We start from the raw sequence: 20,296 nt of genomic DNA on the forward strand, positions 1-20,296 counted from the left end.
CTAAACACCCCAGTATGAAGAGAATCCTCCATCAATTGGAATAACGGCACCATTTACAAAAGATGCAGCTTCTGAACAAAGCCATAGTACCGGCCCTGCTATTTCTTCAGGATTGCCATATCTATTCATTGGTGTTTTGTCTAATACTTTTTTTCCTCTCTCAGTAGGGTCGCCATTTTCTTGTACCATTAAATATTTATTTTGGTTAGTAAGTAAAAATCCCGGTGCAACCGCGTTAACTCTTATTTTAGTTGAATAATTCTGATTAAAATGAACTGCCATCCATTCCGTAAAATTCGACACTGCGGCCTTTGCACCCGAATATGCAATTGTTTTAGTTAGCGGGTGATATGCTGCCATAGAAGAAATATTAATTACACAGCCTTTACCTGATTTTGCAAAAAGCTCACCAAAAACCTGAGTGGTTAAAACCGCTCCCATTACATTTAAATTAAATACGCACTCTAAAGCTTTAAAATCTATATCAAAAAAACTTAGTTCATCAGAAGTAGTAGCTTCTTTTTTATTTCCGCCTGCACCATTTATTAAAATATCAATATCTTGATATTTTTCTATTACATAATCACGTGCTTCGATTAAACTCTCTTTATTTAAAACATCTGCGTTATAGTAAATGGCAGAGCCACCATCTCTTATGATTTCATCGGCCAACATTTTGGCTTTGTCTCCACCATGACCTAATACAGCTACATTAACTCCTTGTTTAGCCAACTCTTTTGCTATAACACTGCATAAAATTCCTGTAGCACCGGTTATAACTGCAGTTTTTCCCTTTAAGTCAAAAATCATGCTCATAGTGTAACCTCCTGCATAAATATTACATTGTCATACCGCCATCAATAACAATAACACTTCCTGTCATGTAAGCGGCTTCTTCACATGCAGCAAACAAAACAGCATGTGCTATTTCATCAATCTTACCAAGACGACCCATAGGTTGTCTGTTTACGAAAACAGCTTCCATTTCCGCAGGATTTTCTGCATTCCTTATTTTTTCCTCAATCGCCGGTGTATATGTTGTCCCCGGGCATATGACGTTAACACGTATATTGTCTTTTACATAATCCGCAGCCATAGCACGAGACAAGGCAACAATTGCACCCTTAGATGCACAATAAACCGCTCTGTCCACATGACCTTTCAAAGCAGCAACCGAACCAATATTCACAATAACTCCACTGCCTTGCTTTTTCATATATTCAACAGTATATTTTGACATGAAAAAAGTACCTTTTACATTTACATCCATTGTCATATCAAAATCCTTTTCAGATGTATCTGTTAAACTTCCGGGAATTACGATTCCGGCATTATTTACTAATATATCAATTTTCCCATAATGATTAATTGCTTCATTAACAATAGATTCTGCTGACTTCGGATTTGAAACATCACCTGCTATAAACACCGACTCTCCACCGTTACTTCTTATAATTTCAACTGTTTCGACAGATGTTTTTCCTGCGTCAGGTTTTGTGGCATTTACTATTACTTTAGCTCCATTTTCAGCAAACTTTAAAGCTATGGCTTTTCCAATACCTTTACGTGCACCGGTTATTAAAACTACCTTACTATTAAAATTCATAAATACCTCCCTGTTAAAATTTCCTGCTAAATATTAATTCCGGCAACCACAATGACAATTGCGGAACTAGTAATATAACAATTATGGCAAATATAACAGCCATCCATAAGTATTTTGATTCTCTAACATATTGGCCTATAGAACAATCGTAAATCGTACACACAACATACATACATACTCCCACAGGAGGAGTCAACAGCCCGCATGTTAATGTGAGTATCATAACTAACCCGAAATGAATAGGATCTACACCTATTTCTCTTGCTACAGGAACAAGCATAGGAGTTAATAATAAAATTAATACAGTTGAATCTACAAACATACCAGCTATTAATAAAAAGACAATAATTAATGTCATTATTAATATTGGAGAACTTGTTATACCGAATAAAAATGACATGATAGACTGCGGTACGCTTTCCCATGTAAGTCCGTAGCTTAACGCGCCGGAAAAACATATCAAAAGCATTATCATACCAACATCTATAACCGTTATGTCTATAGCATGCTTGAATTTTTCCCAAGTTAATTCTTTATACGCGAAAATTCCTATAACTACAGTATAAACCGCTGTAAAAGCTCCCGCTTCAGAAGGTGTAAAAAAACCTGTTCTCATTCCTATAAACAGGAATATTGGGAATAACAAAGCCCATATACATTCAATTGCTGTTTTAAATATTTCTGAATTTGATGCTCTCTTTTCTCTTTCAGGAGGCATATTCAACTTTCTTGCCGTAAAATTTACAGCTGCCATCATTGTAATAGTCATAATGATTCCCGGAATAATTCCTGCCGCAAATAAACGTCCTATAGATACCTCGCCTATGGTTCCATAAAGTATTAAACCTGTTCCGGGAGGAATTATAGGAGTTATAATTGAACTAAAAGCTACTGAACCTGCACCAAAGCCTTTAGAATATTTCTTTTCTTCCATTGTCGGCTGAAATATACGGGATTGCATGCTTGCATCGCCGATAGCTGAACTGCTTACTCCACCCATCAAAGCGGACAATACGCAAGTTGTTTGAGACAATCCTGCTCTCATATGTCCTGTTAAGACACTGGCAAGTTTAAGTAAATGTTTTGTGATACCCGTTTGATTCATTAAATTACCGGCAAAAATAAACATAGGTATTGCTAACATGGCAAAGTTTTGTGTTTGGGTAACTGTCAATTGTACAGGTATCGTGAAAGTTAATGTTTCCTGTCCTAAAAAAAACATTAAGCCTGAAATACCCATAACAAACGCAACCGGCATACCCATAACCAATAATATTGCAAATGTAATTGCTACAAGTGTCATTTAATATACCCTCCTTCCTTTAAGATGTCTTTTGTTTTTAAAATAGTAGTAAACAACATCAACAAACATCCAAAAGGCACTGATGCTGTAGCCCATGAAAAGCTTAACCATGGCAACCCTGCAAAAGTTCGATGGTATGTAGTAATAGTTAATCTGATTCCATAGAAAATCATAGTAACTAAATATATTATAATTATAACATTATTAATTATTCTTATATTAAGCTGAGCTTTCTCAGAAAGCTTCTTTACAAACATATCGATATTTACAAGCGCGTCTCTTCGCATAGCTGCATCGCCGCCAAGAAAGACTACCCAAGCAAAGAGGAATGTAGAAATATCTACTGCCCATGATATTGGATGTCCAAATTTTCTAGTCACCGCTTGAACAAATACAAGTAAAGTCATAACTGTTAGTGCAATTTTAGCAATTAAAACTTCATGTTTGCCAAGCCAGTTATAAAATTTCATACATTGTCACCTCTGTCTTAATTTTCAAAAGGGACTGTTATAAAACAGTCCCGTTTATTACAGTTATTATATTATATTATTTTTTACCTATTTCATCCCAGATAGCTTTCTTAACATCTGTTAAGTTTAATACTTCATAAGCTTTTTCGCCTGCAGCTTTAAAAGCCTCGATATCAGGATCAGTGTTTATTGTCATTCCTGCTGCTTCTAAATCTTTCCTTATATTATCTACATTAGCTTCCATTTGTTTAGATACTTCCATACCTGCTTTATCACATTCTTCCATTAATATCTTTTGATATTCTTCAGGTAAAGAATTAAACCATTTTGCACTAACAACCTGGAAGTTTATAAGAAGAATATGACCAGTTTCGTTAGCATAACTTAAAACTTCATTTAATTTACCGCCCGGTATATTAGCATATACTAATTCCGCTCCATCAACAGCGCCTTGTTGAATTCCTGTATACATTTCACCGAAATTCATAGCAACAGGTTCAGCTCCTAATGCTCTTACTGATTCTTGCCATATTGGAGAACCGGGAGTACGAATTCTTAGTCCTTTTAAATCTTCAGGTCTGTCAATTTCTTTATTAGTAAAGAAATGTCTGTGTGTTTGCACCCAGTTGTATGATAAAACTTTTAAGCCAAAACTTTCAACTTTATCTATGTATTCTTGAAGAGTCGCACTGTCTTTTAATTTTTCTACTTCTGCTAAGCTTTCAACAAAGTAAGGTCCATTCATTACAGCTACTTCAGGAACATACATACCTAATCTCGCTGAGTCAGTATTATGTCCAACATTAACACCTTCTTTTGCTTGTTCAAGCAAATCTTCTTCAACGCCTAATTGTCCTGATGGATGAACTTCAATTTTAAGACCGCCATTTGTTCTCTCTTCAACAGCCTTAGCCCAATTTAAAAAACCTTGATGAAATGGTTCGTTAGATGATAAAACGTGACAATGTTTTAATACATATTGTTTGTCAGGCGCAGCAGCTGAATCGTTTCCGCCTGGTTGTGCAGCTGGGTTGTCAGCACCGTTATTTGTGCCTCCATTGCCGCATGCAGCAAGTAAGAAAGTCATAGCTAATACTAAAAACAAACTGATAATCTTTTTATTTTTCATCTTCTCCTCCTAATAGATCAATTGATCCGACAAAATTTAATTATGATGCTTTGTGGCATCTTAGCAGCAAATGATTGCCGCTTGTTTCATATTATGAAACATTAATTCGTATAATGGATTAATTTGATTATATAATAAAAAGAAATCATTTGCAAGTATTTATTTTTATAATTGTTAATTAATAATTGAACAATGTTACAAAATATTACTATTTTCTGTATCCGATTTCTTCTGATATGAGGTGAGCATATTTCATAACTTCAATGGCTATAGTTTCAACCTTTTCTTCTGTGACTCTGTTTGACGGTCCTGACAAGCTTATCGCTCCTTCGATTTCTCCATGACGGTTGAAAATAGGAGCACCGACACATCTTACACCTATTTCGTTTTCCTCATCATCAACAGCATATCCCCTACTTTTTATTTCTTTAAGCTGTTTCTTTAATATTTCAATATCTACTATTGTTTTATCTGTTCTCATTTCTAACTTGCTGTTATTTAATATATTCATACATTGATTTTCCGACATAAATGCCAGGATAACTTTACCTGTTGCCGTAGAATACATTGGCCCTCTTTTTCCGATAGTTGATGCCATACGTATTGTATTATTAGCCTCCACTTTATCTATATATACTATTTCATTACCATCTCTGACAACTAAATGGACAACTTCATTAACCGTTTCCATTAGCTTTCTGGTAAATGTTTTAGAAGCTGACAACAAATCCATGTTTTCCACTTTTTTGCTGCCGAGTTCAAATAACTTTAACGTTATCTTATATTTGTTAGTATCCATATCCTGAATAACATAACCTTTATAAATTAAAGTTGAAAGTAATCTGTAAACCGTACTTTTATGTAATCCTACCTCTTGACTGATTTCTGTTACACCCAGACCTTCGTTGTAATTTGAAAGAACTTCTAATATTGTCAATGCTCTGTCTATAGATTGAACTAAATCCATTTTTTCACCTCTTTTTAAAATTAAATATTATTTAAAAATATCTTGATGTTATTATATCAATTTAATATAATATAGTAAATAGTTTCATTATGCAATACCTTATTTCGTATTATGGATTATTACAAATGGAGGTTGATATGATAAAACTAAATACTTTAAAAAGAATCGAAAATACCGGTATAGTTGCGGTTGTTCGAGCTGAAAGCGAAGAAAAAGCTATCAATATATCATATGCCTGTATAGAAGGTGGAATCGATTCTGTAGAAATCACTTTCACTGTACCGCAAGCACAAAATGTTATTGAAGCATTAGTTAACGAATTTGGTGATAAGCTATTGGTAGGAGCAGGAACAGTTCTTGATAGCGAGACAGCGAGAGTTGCAATATTATCTGGTGCAAAATTTATAGTAGGTCCTTCTTTTGATATAGAAACTGCTAAACTCTGCAACAGATACCAAATACCTTATATGCCCGGATGTATGACACCTACGGAAATGATTAAGGCAATGGAAGCAGGAGTTGATATAATAAAAGTATTCCCAGGCAGTGCATTTGGTCCTTCCTATATAAAAGACATTAAAGGACCTTTGCCTCAAGCTAATTTAATGCCTACAGGCGGAGTCAGTTTAGATAACGTTGAACAATGGATAAAAAACGGATGTATCGCAGTTGGTGTCGGAGGAGCTTTAACTAAGGGTTCTAAGGATGACATAACTAAAATGGCAAAAGAATTTGTTAAACGTATAAAAGAAGCAAGAGCATAAGGAGGTATAAAATTGAAAAAAGTTGTAACTTTGGGTGAAATAATGCTTAGATTATCTACTCCGGGATACGAAAGATTTGTTCAATCAGATTCTTTCGATGTAACTTACGGCGGAGGAGAAGCTAATGTTGCGGTTTCATTAGCAAACTATGGCTTCGATGCATACCTTATTTCAAAATTGCCTACACACGAAATTGGTCAATCTGCTGTAAATCATCTTAGAAGATTCGGAGTAAAAACAGACTATATTGTTAGAGGCGGAGATAGAGTAGGCATTTACTATTTAGAATCAGGTGCTTCTATGAGACCTTCAAAGGTTATATATGATAGAGCTGACTCAGCAATTTCCGAGGCGGATGCTTCTGAATTTGATTTTGATGAAATTTTTAAAGATGCTGATTGGTTTCATTTTTCCGGCATCACACCGGCTTTAGGCGACAAAGCGATAAAATTAACCGAAGAAGCATTAAAAGCTGCTAAAAGACATAATGTTACAGTTTCTGTAGACTTGAATTACAGAAAGAAATTATGGACAACAGAAAAAGCAAAACAAGTAATGACTAATTTAATGCAATATGTCGATGTTTGTATCGGAAATGAAGAAGATGCAGAATTAACATTAGGTTTTAAACCTGGTAAAACTGATGTAACAACCGGTGAATTAGAATTAGAAGCTTATAAGAGTATATTTAAACAAATGATTGAAAAATTCAACTTTAAATATGTTGTAAGCTCATTAAGAGAATCCTATTCTGCTTCAGATAACGGCTGGTCAGCTTGCATTTATAATGGTAAAGAATTTTATCATTCAAAGAAATATGATATCAGAATCGTTGATAGAGTCGGTGGAGGAGATTCGTTCGCCTCAGGTCTGATTTATGGATTATTACAAGGTAAGGATTTCAAAGAAGCTTTGGAATTCGGTGTGGCAGCTTCTGCTTTAAAACACACAATATTAGGCGATTTTAATATGGTTTCTGTAGATGAAGTAGAAAAGTTAGTTAAAGGAGACGGTTCCGGAAGAGTTCAAAGATAGTGCAAAATAAGTCCTCACATAAATCAGGTGAGGACTTTTTATTTATCTGCAAAGCAGTACCGTCAAATCATTCACATTGGTTCCGGTTGAACCGGTTATAATTAAATCTCCGCTCACTTTAAGAGCATTGTATGAATCATTATTGTCCAGGTAATCATCAGGTTGCATATTAGTAGATCTTATTTTACTTGCTGTTTCACCATCCACAATACCGCCTGCTGCATCAGTCGGACCGTCGGTTCCGTCTGAGCCGACAGAAAATATAACTGTATCATTGAGTCCTTCAATGCCTATGGCAGCTGACAGGCATAATTCTTGATTTCTGCCGCCTTTACCCTTACCTTTGATACGAACAACTGTTTCTCCGCCAACAATTACAGCGATAGGAATTTTTAAGCTTTTACCATTTCTGATTTCTCTCCCTATTGCCGCCATAAATCTTCCTGCTTCCTTTGCTTCGCAATCCAATGTAGACGTCAATAGAAGAGGATGATAACCCAAGCTTACTGCAACCTTTGAAGCAGCACTGCATAATTCGCTGACACTGCCTGTTATTACAGTTTCACAGTTGTTAATTTCTTTTGGTGTTTCTATTTTTAGAGCATCAAGAACTTGCTCAGTTACTACAATATTATACTTTTCTGTAATTTCCAATGCCTGGGAAGATGTTGAATTATCCGGATAGGCAGGACCTGATGCTATTGAATCCAATCTATCTCCTAAAACATCTGATAAAACTATAGAAAAAATATTTGCTTTACAATGCAATGCAAATCTTCCGCCCTTTACATCCGATAAGTGTTTCCTTATAGTATTTATCTCAACAATATCTGCACCGGAGCTCAATAGTTGATTAGTGATATCCATTATATCCTCAAGCTCAATTCCCTCCATTGGCTTTTCGAAAATGGCAGAACCGCCTCCTGATACCAAAAATATAACATCGTCATTTTCATCAAGATTTTTTACCAGCTCTAAAGCTTTTGCAGCCCCTATTACAGAATTTTCGTCAGGCACCGGATGTCCGGCTTCTATAATCTCAAATCCTTCGATTGGACCTTTTGAATGATCATACTTAGTAACTATAATTCCTCTTGAGACCTTATATCCAAGCTTTTCCTTAGCGGCAAAAGCCATGGTCCAAGCTGCCTTACCTATTGCTACTACTGTAACATCACCTGAAAAGTTTTTCTTTTCAAGCGCTTTAATTACTGCTGCTTGAGGTAATACTGCTTTAATTGATTCTTGAATAATCAAAAAAGCATCTTCTCTAATAGTCATTAGCATTCACCTATCCCTAAAACAAACTATTTTATCAAATTTAACTCAACTAATACCTTTTCCGATTATAACATATTTGTAAAGAAATTGTTAAGGAAAACTTTATACGTATGATTTTGTATGATTTTAATTATAAAAAATAATTTTTTTAACTATTGACATAAGATGTTATTAATTATATACTGTCACTTAATAATTTAATAAATTCATCAAGAGTGACGGAGGGATCTGGCCCTATGAAGTCCGGCAACCAATATTATATATATGGTGCTAATTCCAGCGGTTAAAACCGGCAGATGAGGATGCATAAAGATAATATCTTTCCCAATGTCGGGGAAGATTTTTTGTTTTATTAAGGAGGATTTAATGAAAATAAAAGATAAATTTAAAGTAAAGAGACCTTTATTGTCATTTGAAATTTTTCCGCCTAAAGCAAATTACCCTGTAGATACAATATATAATTCAATTGATGAGTTATATAACTTATATCCTGATTTTATGAGTGTTACCTACGGAGCAGGCGGAAGTACAAAGGACAAAACAATTGAAATATCATCATATATACAAAACAAATACAATTTAACATCTATCGCCCATATAACTTGTATATCATCTTCAAGAAATGAAATAAATAATATATTAAATTCACTGAAAGAAAATAATGTTCATAATGTTTTAGCTTTAAGGGGTGATTATCCAAAGGATACGGCATATACTCCGCCAAATGACGGCTTTAAGAATTCGGTGGAACTCATAGAATATTTTAGAAAAAACACAAATTTATGCATCGGAGCTGCATGCTACCCGGAAAAACACCCTGATGCTTATGATTTAAATGCTGATATTGATTTTCTTAAAAGAAAAGCAGATGCAGGTGCTGATTTCTTAATAACCCAAATGTTTTTTGACAATGAATTGTTCTATGACTTTTTTGACAAAGTCCAGAAAAAAGGTATTAATTTGCCTATAATTACAGGAATTATGCCGATATTAAATAAAAATCAAATAAAAGCAATAGTAAATCTTACCGGAAATTTAATACCTGCGAAATTAAGAAGAATATTAGATAAATACGAAAACAATCCGGTCGCTTTAAACGAGGCAGGCATATCTTATGCAATCAGTCAAATAATAGACCTTTTATCCTGGGGAGTTGACGGAATTCATATTTATACTATGAATAAGCCATCTACCGCAAAAAAAATTTTAGGCAGTATTTCTGCAATCAGGGGTGTGCTGACAAATGAGAGTAAATCATCTTAATAATGAACTTATCAAAATAGATAAATCTGAGGTTTTAAGATATTTATCATATAAAAACAAAAACATTGATGAAGAAACTGATATATTACTTAATGAATCAATAGCGGAATTAAAGGAAATCAGTGAATTGAAATATGTTTATAAAATCTTTGATATTACTAATTACGATAATATTATTTCTTTTGAGAACCGGATAAATATAAAATCAAATGACCTTACAGAGCTTCTTAAAAACTGTAAGAGGTCGGCTGTAATGGCGTCAACTCTCGGTTTTGAAGTAGAAAGAAGAATTAATTATTACAGCCTGGCTGATTTATCTAAAGCCGTTATATTTGATGCATGTGCAGCTTCCTGTATTGAGCATCTTTGTGATTTGGCAGAATCTGAAATAAAAGAGCTTGCAGCAAAAGATGGCTGCAATATTACCTTCAGATACAGTCCCGGCTATGGAGATGTACCGATTTCTCATCAAGGTGATATATTAGCCGCCTTAAATGCACAAAAGCTCATAGGTCTTTCCGTTACTGATTCATTTATATTGATTCCCAGAAAATCAGTAACGGCTTTTATAGGTTTTTCAATGAATAATGAAATTAACAATAAAATTAATAAAAAATCCTGTTTAAACTGCAATCTTTTTGGTAATTGTAATTTTTTTAGGGAAGGAGAAAATGACTGTGTTAGATAAATTAAAGAAAAAGTTCCTGTTCTTTGACGGAGCAATGGGTACCATGTTACAAAAATCCGGATTGAAAACAGGCGAATTACCTGAAGAATTTAATATATTAAAACCTGAAGTTATTTATAATATCCATAGAGAATATTTAAATGCCGGCGCAAATATTATAACTACAAATACATTCGGTGCAAACAGGTTAAAATTGAAAAATTCAGCATATACGGCAGAAGAAATTATTACTGCTGCAGTAAAGACAGCAAGACAATCCACAGAGGGTCTTAAAGAAAAATATGTAGCCTTAGATATTGGTCCCATAGGAACCCTTCTTTCTCCGTTAGGTACATTGAGCTTCGAAGACGCTTATGATATATTTAAAGAGCAAATACTATCGGGAGTAAATGCAGGGGCAGATATAATACTTATAGAAACCATGACCGATATTTATGAAGCAAAGGCGGCAATACTTGCTGCTAAAGAAAACTCTGTCCTTCCGATATTCTGTACCATGTCATTCCAGAGTAACGGGCGTACTTTTACGGGTACTGACGCAGCAACATTTGTTGCAGTTGCAGAAGGTCTTGGAGTGGACGTGCTTGGAGTAAATTGTTCCTTAGGCCCTAAGGAATTACAGGCAACAGTTGATGAACTGTTAAAATACAGCTCAATACCGATAATGGTGCAAGCAAATGCAGGCCTGCCTAAATATCAAAATAATACCACATATTATGATATTGATCCGGTGGAATACAGCCATGAAATAAGCATAATGGCAAAAAAAGGTGTTGTAATATTTGGAGGCTGCTGTGGTACTACACCTGAATATATTAAAAGCTTAACAAATGCATTAGGTGGATTAAATCCGTTAAAAATTATAAAAAAGCACTTTACAACTACAACCTCCTCTTCAAAAACAGTATTTTTAGGTGATGAAATTAAGATTATAGGTGAAAGAATAAACCCCACCGGTAAAAAGAGAGTAAAAGAAGCTTTGAGAGAAAATAATCTTGATTATGTTATAAGAGAAGCTATAGCACAACAGGACAGCGGTTCGGAAATATTGGATATAAATGTAGGGCTTCCTGATATTGACGAAAAAGAAATGATGGTAAAAGCAGTAACCGAATTGCAAGGTGTGGTTTCTCTGCCATTGCAAATAGACAGTTCAAATTCTGATGTCTTAGATGCTGCTGCGAGAATATATAACGGAAAACCGATAATAAATTCTGTTAACGGTAAAAAGGAAAGCATGGAAAAAATATTTCCTATTGTTAAAAAATATGGTTGTTTGGTTGTAGCATTGACACTGAATGAGGACGGTATACCCACAACCTCTGAAAAAAGGCTGGAAATAGCATCAACGATAATAAAATCAGCTGAATCATACGGTATACCTGAAGAAAATATACTCATAGACCCTCTCGTATTGACCGCTTCAGCTGATCAGGCAGCAGTAATGGAAACACTTAAAGCAATTCCTTTAATTAAAAACAGATATAATGTAAAGATAGTATTAGGTACGAGCAACGTATCTTTCGGACTGCCTAACAGGAAACTGTTAAATACTACTTACCTGGCAATGGCTTTAGCTTACGGATTAGATGCACCTATTACAGATTCAACCAATGAAGCATTAATGGACGTTATAAGATCATTTAAAGTTTTGGCTAATCAGGATAAAGACAGCAAGGATTATATACACGCTTATGGAAATGTAGTTACAGAGAATGCTGTAATAAATTCCGATATCGATTTAAAAGATATTATTATAAAAGGATTAAAAGATGAAGCAAGAAAAGTTTCACTGCAACTTCTGAATCAATATAGTTCTATTGAAATAGTAAATGAATTCATGATACCTGCGTTGGACATTGTTGGCGAAAGATATGAAAGACAGGAAATATTTCTTCCTCAGCTCATAAGAAGTGCTGAAACCTCCAAAACAGTATTTGAAGCCATAAAGGAAAAAGCACTTATAGAAGACAGTGAAATGATTGTCGGAAATAAAATACTTTTGGCAACAGTAAAAGGTGATATACATGATATAGGGAAAAATATCGTTAAGCTTATCCTTGAGAATTACGGTTATAAAATCATAGATTTAGGTAAGGATGTAAGTACAGAAAGAATCATTGAATCCGTACATAAGGAAAATATAAGCTTAGTAGGTCTGAGTGCTTTAATGACTACCACAGTTAAAAATATGGAATATACTATAACAACCTTAAAAAATGATTTTCCGTACATAAAAATCATGGTCGGAGGTGCAGTGTTAACACCTGATTATGCTCATAAAATTGGGGCCGATTTTTATTCAAAGGACGCAAGAGGAGCTGTAGATATTGCAAAAATAGTATTTAAAGATACAGGCTGTTGAAAAAGTTCATCCTGCAAGGCGCCGGAAGCCGGGCAACGACGCAGGGGGACATTTTCAGCAGCCTGAGGACGGAAATTAATTTCCGTCCTCAATTTCATTTTCCTTTAACTTCATATTCATAATAACGATGGATGAAAGTAATATAATAATTCCCAGCACATTGATGAAATTAAGTTTTTCTTTAAATACGAATACTCCTATCAATGTTGCAACAACTGTCTCAACTGATGCAATAATCGGAACTTTCGATATTTCCAAATTCTTTCCCAAGCCACCCATATACAGCAAATATGACCCTACCGTCGGTATCAGACCATATCCGAATGCATATATCCAAAAATTTAAACCCGAAACAGCTCCAATAGATTGCCAGGGCGCAGAAATTATACCAAGCATCAGCCAGCCAAACAAAAAGCTGTAAAATACTACCGTAAACGGATGAATATTACCCGATGCAATCTTTCCTATAATAGTTACCAAACTGTATAAAAAAGCTGCCGCTAATCCAAAGGAAATTCCAACAGCAGATATTTTGAAATATGATAAATCTCCGCCTGTAACCATTAGAAAGCACCCAGCTAAATTTATAATTAGAGCAAAAATCTTATAACTTCCTATCAATTCCTTAAAAATTATTTTAGACATAATACATACAAATACAGGTGCAGTATATAAAAGTATAGATGCCGTAGCAACCCCGACACTTCCTATGCTTACATTATAGCAATAATTAAAAATCGCCTGAGATAATATACCTAACAGCAAACATTGAATCAGACCCTTTTTATCAATTTTAAATATTTTCAGACCGCCCGTGCAAAGCATAATAGGTATTAAAATGCAAAAACCCATAAATAATCGCATAAAAGCTATAAGTGAAGTGCTTGCACCGACACCGCTCAATAATTTTACAAACAGTCCTATTGTACCCCATAGCGTTCCTGCTCCAAAAATCATCAGATAGCCAATAATATCACTTGAATAAAGTTTTTTTACATAATGCATATTTTTAATTCTCCCGGTTTGTAGTTTGTCTTTTCGATATATACATTTCTTTATCGGCCTTCGTAATAAGTTTATCTAAATTATCACCGTCATCAGGATAAAAGCTAACCCCTATACTCAAAGATATCTTGATTGCATTACCTTCTAATTTTATAATATCATTTTTATTATCAGCTATTCTTGAAATTACAGCCTTATGGTCATCAAACGATTTTATTTGCGGCAACAATACTAAAAATTCATCTCCGCCGTATCTTGCAACAATATCATTTTTTCTTACAGCATTTTTTAATATTTCAGACACTCTTACTATAACCTTGTCACCTGCTTCATGTCCATAATTATCATTAATACTTTTAAATTTATCAACATCAATAAACATTAAACACATTTTGCTATTACTTCTCTTTGCATTTTCTAACATGTTACCTGCAATTTTATAAAATAAGGTTCTGTTCGAAACACCGGTTAAATTATCGTAATATGCTAAATTTTCAATAATTTTCTCTTTTTCCTTCAATTGTTTATTTAATTCGATAAGTTCATTTATATATTGCTTTAATTTATTGATTTGTAAAAATTGGCTTGTAACGTTAATAAATTCTAAAAGGAGATATTTTGATTCTTCTTCTCCATTATTTATCAAGCTTAAATTTAAATTCAGTTCAATATTATCATTTACCAAATGTTTATGCATTGCTGCAGAAAAGAATATCTTATTTCCGCTTTTAAACAAATCATTTGCTGATTTTTTAAAATAATTAGTATTCAAATTAGGCAACACTACAAATATATTTTTACCTTCAACCTGTTCTAAACTAAGATTTGTTATTAATTCCATAAAGCTGTTCCAATAACATATTTCAAGTTTTTCATTAATAATAACTATTCCTTCATTTAAACAATCCAAAGCTTTACAAAAAATATTACTCATTCAGTTCATCCTTAATCTCATTAATTTTTTTCATTAAATCAGAAAGCGAATCTATAGACAAATGAACAAAAATAGCACCCTCAATCTTTGTATTTTCGATCAAAAATGTTATGTTAAGTATTAGAACACTTGAATAGTCAGCATCTTCAAAAAATTCGTCTCCATTATAAAATTTAACTTCCGGCAAAGTATATGTTAATTTTATCTCTAACAGATTTCCTACTTCGCCAACAACGGAATTTAAAATAATATTACCTATTTCTTTTATAACATCAAAATCTATATCGGAAAAACTTATTTCAAAATAATCTTCAGTTTCGTAATTACTAATGCACAAATCAATAAAAGTTCTCATTTTTTCAGCAGAAAAAATCAAACTTGCTTTGCCCTTCAACTCATATTCAAAAGAAATTGAAGAAATCATAAATAAACTGTCTGATTTTTCATGCAGACATTCTTGAATATTGAATTCCTTATTCTCTACATTAATTATTTTAACATCCGGCACATTAAGTATAATTTTTCTGTCTATTATTTCCGACAAAAGCGATGAAGCTTTTCCAACGCTGATATTGAACAATTCCCTTAATATGTCCAACTCTAAATTTCTATCATTCATGCCCTGCTCCTATCAATCCACATATCAATTTAGCCTTTTCGTCATTAAATGGTTTATTTATAAAATACAAAACATTTAATGCATTTATTTCTTCATGAACATTTTTTTGAACATCGGCTGACAGAACAATGATTTTAGCATGTTCATCATATTTCTTTATCATCCCTATTAACTCAACACCGCCCACCTTAGGCATTAATAAATCAAGTAATACACAATCAGGTTTTATTTCTTTATATTTGATAAATCCATCTTGTCCATCAACAGCATAATATATATCTGCATCATCGATGTACTTTCTTATTAAAGTAGCCGTTATTTTTCGAGAAAAAACCGAGTCATCAACTATTAATATTTTTACCATATTCTTACCTTTCTACGATTTATCTATAATATAACAAAAGCAATTAATAATTACTTACTAATTGCAGGTCGGTTGCACTATAAACTCCATATTCCCAAGTGCCCAATATAAAGGATATACTTCATTGTTCCCATTAAAATCATTTCTATATTTTTACATATAAACTAATATTATATAAAAATAACCTCAAAGTCAAGGAATATGTTAAAATAAATATTGATAATCAGCTTCTACTTCTTTCGCCTCTTTTTTAATATAATTAAAATAAAAAAAATAATAAACACATTACTCACAATATAAGTAACATCCGGCCCTATTAAAGATGAGAGAAAGCCTGAATAAAGAATTCCTAATGGAATTAATAAGTTAGAACTAAATGTCAATAAAGCAAAAAAACGACCTTGATATTGTAATGGAGTATGAATTTGTAAATATGAATTTAATGGCACATTTACACACGTAGTAAAAAAACCAATTAAAAATTGTATTGACAGGAACAAACAAAAATATAAAACTTTCATTGGATATAACATAATGGATAATCCACCAATTGCAATCATCAAACCGCTATTTATAGCAATAAAATAATACATATATTCTTGTAATTTTACTTTTTGGTTTTTAAAAATAAATATACCCGCAATAAATGTTCCAATAATTGCAGAAGTAGATGTAAATCCAAACAATACTTCTGATATGTGATATTTCTGAATTAAAATGCCTGGGTTCATTATTTCTTCGCTACCACTTACGAAAAAATTCAGAGCCATAACTAAAGCAAACAGAATTAAAATATCTTTATTGTCTTTAACAAAATGAATTCCTTCTGTAAGTTCTTTGAACCACTGAAATTTTGAGGGGAAATTCAACCTACGTGGAGAATATTGTATAAAATATTCTTGAACGGCAGACATAAGATACATAAATATCATAATTACTAATATTATCTTAAACCCATAAAAGCCAAAAGTGAGTGTTCCTAATACAGGTGCAACAAGTGATGCTGCATTATCACCAAAACTTTTTATACCGTTATATTTCTCAATTGTTTTTACTGAAACAATTTCTGTAAAAATAACTTTAGATGCTATCTCAAATATATTAGAAATTATATTTATTACTATGGTAACCGTTAATAAAATTCCTAAGTAAATATCTTTTAAATCATAAGTAACAAATAAAATATAATATAATATTGCTGCTATCAAATCACATAAAACAATAATATTTTTTCTATTAAATCGGTCTACAACTATTCCTAAAAAGGGAGTTACAATGATTGCCGGAATCGTAGATAATGTAAAAAAAATTCCTGACCAGGCTAAATTTCCCGAACTCTTCAATATAAACAATGGTAAGACAATAAGATAAAAAGCTACTCCAAATTTTGAAGTGATTCTTCCTGTAATCAACAAAATTATATTTTTTCTATAACTCCTATTTTCCTCCATGATTTACTCTTTAAGCCAATATTCAGAGCAAGAATTCGTGCGTTCTAAAAAACCATACTCAATTAATAACCGTCGAATATATGGATAATCATGATAAACTTTTTTCAAAATATTATTGATTTCAATTTCACTATAATGTACTCCAGATGAAAATTTGTTTGCAATTTCTCTTAGAATCACAATTTTCCCCTTTTCTTTCGCAGGCAACTGTTTTATGGCTCCGTCTTGATCCAAATATTTTGCAATCATTTTTTTCTTTTCTTCAACTGTTACATTGTATCGATCATCAATCATTGTAGCGGTTTTATGAGCATCATAAAACTGTGATAAAGCATCTTCCGACTTCATAAGCATCTCCTCTTTTCTAAATAATTCCATGATAACCAAAAACAATTTTGCTTGCTTCTCATGTTCATGTAATTTATATCGATGATTTCGTACTGTAGAGCAGGAAATTCCTTTCTCTGCACCAATTTCTTTATCCGATTTTCCATCTGCCATTAATTTTAAAATAGTTTGCTGAGTAGCGGAAATCCCCAAAAAGGAAGAATTCATATTCAAGAGATAATCTAACATAGAACCATGTTTTTCCTCTATATGAATTTCCATCATCCTATATGCATCATAAAAATGATTATCAAATGGATATATCTCACCTTTGATAAAGCTTTCATTACATATTAAACATTTAATAGAATTTTTGTTTTCGTAAAAACCATTTGTCAACTCACTTTGTGTCGCTTGCCACAACGATTTACTTTCATCGAATTTTTTCATTTAATTTGAACTCCTTTTTTATTAATCTTTTTCGTTATCTCAAATCATTTTATTAAATTTACTATATAAATTTCTTGATATATATTTTTTTATAATTATATAGTAAAAATTAAAAAATGTCCATATATATATAAACAAAAATGTTTTTTGTTTATATATTAATTGTAATCTGCATCAAATGTTCAGCTATCAACTAACCCACACATCTACTTCCTTAAATCATTTATCAAAAAAATTCTTCTGATATATTTAATATTGTCCATTGCTATCAAAACAAAATCTTCTGAAGCAGGAAAAAACTGTACTTATATAAAAAATCTGATAATTGATATAAAATCAATTATCAGATTTTTATATACGCGTTGATTTTCGTATCCTTAGAAGATAATTAGCAGGTAATATATAAAGGAACGATTCGTTTCTTTATATATTACCTCATTTAATTCGTTCTGATGGTTACCTTTTTTGTTAACCCATCCCAATCAACTTCACAATCAAAATTCTCAATAATGAATCTTAAAGGGAGCATTGTTCTATTAGTATCAGAAATATATGGTTCTACATCTGTTTCTTTATTTATCCCATCAACTTTGGCGGTCTTATTTCCAATCCAAAGATATATCTTATGCTTATTTAAATACAAACTAACCTTTTTATCTGATTGATCCCATTCTACTTCCCCGCCCATGTTTTCTATAAGCGCCCTGATCGGCAGGAAGGTTCTGCCATTTTTAATAACTACTTCTGTTCCCTTGCCGGGGTCTATTTCTATTTTCTTACCATTAACATGCATATATTTACTCCCTACCTGCAAAACAATGGTTTTACCGAAATTTGATTTAACTGAAACTTCGGCGGTTGGTTCGCCAAGAGTCTTATCTTTGTAAACTGCTTTTAATATATAATAATATGTTTGGTTGTTATTGATATTTCTGTCAGTATATGATGTTCCTTCTATTGGGAAATCTGTTATCGGAGTGTCTGATTGCCTGCCTGAGCGAGTTGATCTATATATATTATATCCTGTTATTTCATTTGAATATTTTGGTTTGTTCCAGGATAAATCAATCCCATCATATACTGCCCTCGCACTTAAAATTATACTTGATTTCAATATAACTTCCACTTCATTGGAGGCAGGGCCTAATGTTTTATCCTTGTATACCGGCTTAACTATATAATAATATTTGGTATCTGTTTTTATATTTTTATCAGTATATGATGTTCCTTCAATATAAAAATCTGTGACAGGCGTATCTGATTGTTTTCCGGGCGCTGTACCTCTATAAAGGTTATATCCGACTATTTTTTTTGTGCTCAGTGCCTTAGTCCATGTAAATTTAACCTCTTTATCATCTGCTTTTGCAGTTAAAGTACATTTATCATCAATATTGCTTTCCTGACTTTTAATGAGTTCGAAGGATTCCCATTCACCTATTTTTGTTCTGTCAGCAACTACCTTCCCCCCGCCGCCGTCCTCGGCACAAACATATTTGTCATAATACGTTTTAAGAGCAATTTTTTTATTATCCAATTCAATTAACTTAAATTTCTGTCTTTTTCCAATTTCCGTAGCCTCAACGTGCAAGCTTTCTTCATCATCGGAAGCACTTAAATAATATCCTTCATAGCTTTTTACCGCAACATATCCATTTGAGAGATTAACAATTTGAAACTTTTCCCAAGGTCCTATTTCAGTTCTGTCTGCTGTTAATATATTTCCTCCCCCATCCTCAGCACAGAAATAATATCCTTCCAATGTTTTGAATGAAAACTTTTCAACCGCACTGCTGCCGTAAGCATAACCTGGAAAAGCCATTAATGATGATAACAGCAGTAACAGTACTAATACATAAGTTGTAAATCCTTTGATTTTCTTCATTTTTAAAAACCCCCCTTTAATTTTTATAAGCATAAATTAATACTTTATCCCTTATACAATATAGACGTTTTTTAATATAGTATTGTTCCCATAATTTGGGTATTTAAAAATATCTTCTACGGCCTTTTCTGTTAAAATAAATATTGTAAATTATATGAAACTTTTATATGGTAATATACATATATCAATACTGATATATATATTTGTTATTTTATGTTGAGGAAAAATGAATAAAACAAAAGAAATGACATTAAGTGGTTTACTAAAACAGCTAATACTATATAAATGTATTAGCTGTTAAAATAAATGTTTCCTATTTTATTACCGTACCGGTCAGACCGTTTAAAGCATCCATTGATTTATACAATGAAGTTATTACAGCTTTTCTTTCAG

The 20,296-nt window shown here is 32.6% G+C and carries 19 protein-coding genes and 1 riboswitch; of the genes, 5 read left to right on the forward strand and 14 right to left on the reverse strand.

Annotated features, from left to right (window positions below; genetic code table 11):
- From RT412_RS08180 to RT412_RS08205, 6 genes are all read right to left on the reverse strand, one after another.
- On the reverse strand, positions 1–816 hold the full coding sequence (locus tag RT412_RS08180; RefSeq protein ID WP_313341971.1) for an SDR family oxidoreductase: 816 nt from the start codon (positions 814–816) through the stop codon (positions 1–3).
- A gap of 22 nt (positions 817–838) precedes the next feature.
- A complete protein-coding gene (locus RT412_RS08185; protein WP_313341973.1) occupies positions 839–1,606 on the reverse strand; it encodes an SDR family oxidoreductase in 768 nt (255 codons plus the stop codon).
- A 13-nt stretch (positions 1,607–1,619) separates the two neighbouring features.
- A complete protein-coding gene (locus tag RT412_RS08190; protein WP_313341977.1) occupies positions 1,620–2,909 on the reverse strand; it encodes a TRAP transporter large permease in 1,290 nt (429 codons plus the stop codon).
- Positions 2,906–3,379 (reverse strand): TRAP transporter small permease subunit, encoded by a 474-nt coding sequence (locus RT412_RS08195; protein ID WP_313341980.1) that lies wholly within the window; start codon positions 3,377–3,379, stop codon positions 2,906–2,908. Before RT412_RS08195 ends, RT412_RS08190 begins: the two co-directional genes overlap by 4 nt.
- A 76-nt stretch (positions 3,380–3,455) precedes the next feature.
- Entirely contained in the window at positions 3,456–4,508 is a 1,053-nt protein-coding gene (locus RT412_RS08200; RefSeq protein WP_313341983.1) for a C4-dicarboxylate TRAP transporter substrate-binding protein, read from the reverse strand.
- A 208-nt stretch (positions 4,509–4,716) separates the two neighbouring features.
- Complete coding sequence (locus tag RT412_RS08205; RefSeq protein WP_313341985.1) at positions 4,717–5,475, reverse strand: IclR family transcriptional regulator; 759 nt, start codon at positions 5,473–5,475, stop codon at positions 4,717–4,719.
- 137 nt (positions 5,476–5,612) lie between these two features.
- Between RT412_RS08205 and RT412_RS08210 the strand changes: the two genes are divergently transcribed.
- Positions 5,613–6,239, forward strand: a complete 627-nt coding sequence (locus RT412_RS08210; RefSeq protein WP_313341987.1) for a bifunctional 2-keto-4-hydroxyglutarate aldolase/2-keto-3-deoxy-6-phosphogluconate aldolase — start codon at positions 5,613–5,615, stop codon at positions 6,237–6,239.
- A 12-nt stretch (positions 6,240–6,251) separates the two neighbouring features.
- A complete protein-coding gene (locus RT412_RS08215; RefSeq protein WP_313341989.1) occupies positions 6,252–7,274 on the forward strand; it encodes a sugar kinase in 1,023 nt (340 codons plus the stop codon).
- A gap of 42 nt (positions 7,275–7,316) precedes the next feature.
- Here RT412_RS08215 and RT412_RS08220 read toward each other — a convergent pair whose 3' ends face one another.
- Positions 7,317–8,555: a glycerate kinase gene (locus RT412_RS08220; RefSeq protein WP_313341991.1), complete on the reverse strand. Its 1,239-nt coding sequence runs from the start codon at positions 8,553–8,555 to the stop codon at positions 7,317–7,319.
- 203 nt (positions 8,556–8,758) lie between these two features.
- A riboswitch (SAM riboswitch) is annotated at positions 8,759–8,858 on the forward strand.
- A 63-nt stretch (positions 8,859–8,921) separates the two neighbouring features.
- On the opposite strand from RT412_RS08220, the gene metF reads away from it, so the two are divergent.
- From metF to RT412_RS08235, 3 genes are read left to right on the forward strand one after another with little or no spacing between them, the layout of a single operon-like run.
- The gene (gene metF / locus RT412_RS08225; protein WP_313341994.1) at positions 8,922–9,818 is read left to right on the forward strand and encodes a methylenetetrahydrofolate reductase [NAD(P)H]; all 897 of its coding nucleotides are present in this window, start codon (positions 8,922–8,924) and stop codon (positions 9,816–9,818) included.
- Positions 9,799–10,506: a hypothetical protein gene (locus RT412_RS08230; RefSeq protein WP_313341997.1), complete on the forward strand. Its 708-nt coding sequence runs from the start codon at positions 9,799–9,801 to the stop codon at positions 10,504–10,506. Before metF ends, RT412_RS08230 begins: the two co-directional genes overlap by 20 nt.
- The gene (locus tag RT412_RS08235; RefSeq protein WP_313342000.1) at positions 10,490–12,871 is read left to right on the forward strand and encodes a homocysteine S-methyltransferase family protein; all 2,382 of its coding nucleotides are present in this window, start codon (positions 10,490–10,492) and stop codon (positions 12,869–12,871) included. Before RT412_RS08230 ends, RT412_RS08235 begins: the two co-directional genes overlap by 17 nt.
- 75 nt (positions 12,872–12,946) lie before the next feature.
- Here the strand turns inward: RT412_RS08235 and RT412_RS08240 are convergent, their stop codons facing one another.
- From RT412_RS08240 to RT412_RS08270, 7 genes are all read right to left on the reverse strand, one after another.
- Positions 12,947–13,876 (reverse strand): EamA family transporter, encoded by a 930-nt coding sequence (locus tag RT412_RS08240; RefSeq protein WP_313342002.1) that lies wholly within the window; start codon positions 13,874–13,876, stop codon positions 12,947–12,949.
- Positions 13,877–13,880: 4 nt separating this feature from the next.
- Positions 13,881–14,810: a diguanylate cyclase domain-containing protein gene (locus RT412_RS08245; RefSeq protein ID WP_313342005.1), complete on the reverse strand. Its 930-nt coding sequence runs from the start codon at positions 14,808–14,810 to the stop codon at positions 13,881–13,883.
- The gene (locus RT412_RS08250) at positions 14,803–15,429 is read right to left on the reverse strand and encodes a chemotaxis protein CheC (RefSeq protein WP_313342008.1); all 627 of its coding nucleotides are present in this window, start codon (positions 15,427–15,429) and stop codon (positions 14,803–14,805) included. The genes RT412_RS08245 and RT412_RS08250 overlap by 8 nt, the downstream gene beginning before the upstream one ends.
- On the reverse strand, positions 15,422–15,793 hold the full coding sequence (locus RT412_RS08255) for a response regulator (RefSeq protein WP_313342011.1): 372 nt from the start codon (positions 15,791–15,793) through the stop codon (positions 15,422–15,424). Before RT412_RS08255 ends, RT412_RS08250 begins: the two co-directional genes overlap by 8 nt.
- A gap of 230 nt (positions 15,794–16,023) precedes the next feature.
- Entirely contained in the window at positions 16,024–17,244 is a 1,221-nt protein-coding gene (locus RT412_RS08260) for an MFS transporter (protein WP_313342014.1), read from the reverse strand.
- Between the two features lie 3 nt (positions 17,245–17,247).
- Positions 17,248–18,021 (reverse strand): DUF2087 domain-containing protein, encoded by a 774-nt coding sequence (locus tag RT412_RS08265; protein WP_313342017.1) that lies wholly within the window; start codon positions 18,019–18,021, stop codon positions 17,248–17,250.
- 439 nt (positions 18,022–18,460) lie between these two features.
- Positions 18,461–19,903 carry a stalk domain-containing protein gene (locus tag RT412_RS08270; protein ID WP_313342020.1) on the reverse strand — a complete coding sequence of 481 codons (1,443 nt, stop codon included), beginning with the start codon at positions 19,901–19,903 and terminating at the stop codon, positions 18,461–18,463.
- Positions 19,904–20,296: the final 393 nt, after the last annotated feature.

Source organism: Sedimentibacter sp., assembly GCF_032080165.1.
Lineage (GTDB): Bacteria > Bacillota > Clostridia > Tissierellales > Sedimentibacteraceae > Sedimentibacter.

Excerpts from the sequence above, each read along its gene's own strand:
- RT412_RS08180 (WP_313341971.1), bottom strand. The coding sequence starts at position 816 with ATGAGCATGATTTTTGACTTAAAGGGAAAAACTGCAGTTATAACCGGT.
- RT412_RS08185 (WP_313341973.1), bottom strand. The coding sequence starts at position 1,606 with ATGAATTTTAATAGTAAGGTAGTTTTAATAACCGGTGCACGTAAAGGT.
- RT412_RS08190 (WP_313341977.1), bottom strand. The coding sequence starts at position 2,909 with ATGACACTTGTAGCAATTACATTTGCAATATTATTGGTTATGGGTATG.
- RT412_RS08195 (WP_313341980.1), bottom strand. The coding sequence starts at position 3,379 with ATGAAATTTTATAACTGGCTTGGCAAACATGAAGTTTTAATTGCTAAA.
- RT412_RS08200 (WP_313341983.1), bottom strand. The coding sequence starts at position 4,508 with ATGAAAAATAAAAAGATTATCAGTTTGTTTTTAGTATTAGCTATGACT.
- RT412_RS08205 (WP_313341985.1), bottom strand. The coding sequence starts at position 5,475 with ATGGATTTAGTTCAATCTATAGACAGAGCATTGACAATATTAGAAGTT.
- RT412_RS08210 (WP_313341987.1), top strand. The coding sequence starts at position 5,613 with ATGATAAAACTAAATACTTTAAAAAGAATCGAAAATACCGGTATAGTT.
- RT412_RS08220 (WP_313341991.1), bottom strand. The coding sequence starts at position 8,555 with ATGACTATTAGAGAAGATGCTTTTTTGATTATTCAAGAATCAATTAAA.
- metF (WP_313341994.1), top strand. The coding sequence starts at position 8,922 with ATGAAAATAAAAGATAAATTTAAAGTAAAGAGACCTTTATTGTCATTT.
- RT412_RS08230 (WP_313341997.1), top strand. The coding sequence starts at position 9,799 with ATGAGAGTAAATCATCTTAATAATGAACTTATCAAAATAGATAAATCT.
- RT412_RS08235 (WP_313342000.1), top strand. The coding sequence starts at position 10,490 with ATGACTGTGTTAGATAAATTAAAGAAAAAGTTCCTGTTCTTTGACGGA.
- RT412_RS08240 (WP_313342002.1), bottom strand. The coding sequence starts at position 13,876 with ATGCATTATGTAAAAAAACTTTATTCAAGTGATATTATTGGCTATCTG.
- RT412_RS08245 (WP_313342005.1), bottom strand. The coding sequence starts at position 14,810 with ATGAGTAATATTTTTTGTAAAGCTTTGGATTGTTTAAATGAAGGAATA.
- RT412_RS08250 (WP_313342008.1), bottom strand. The coding sequence starts at position 15,429 with ATGAATGATAGAAATTTAGAGTTGGACATATTAAGGGAATTGTTCAAT.
- RT412_RS08255 (WP_313342011.1), bottom strand. The coding sequence starts at position 15,793 with ATGGTAAAAATATTAATAGTTGATGACTCGGTTTTTTCTCGAAAAATA.
- RT412_RS08260 (WP_313342014.1), bottom strand. The coding sequence starts at position 17,244 with ATGGAGGAAAATAGGAGTTATAGAAAAAATATAATTTTGTTGATTACA.
- RT412_RS08265 (WP_313342017.1), bottom strand. The coding sequence starts at position 18,021 with ATGAAAAAATTCGATGAAAGTAAATCGTTGTGGCAAGCGACACAAAGT.
- RT412_RS08270 (WP_313342020.1), bottom strand. The coding sequence starts at position 19,903 with ATGAAGAAAATCAAAGGATTTACAACTTATGTATTAGTACTGTTACTG.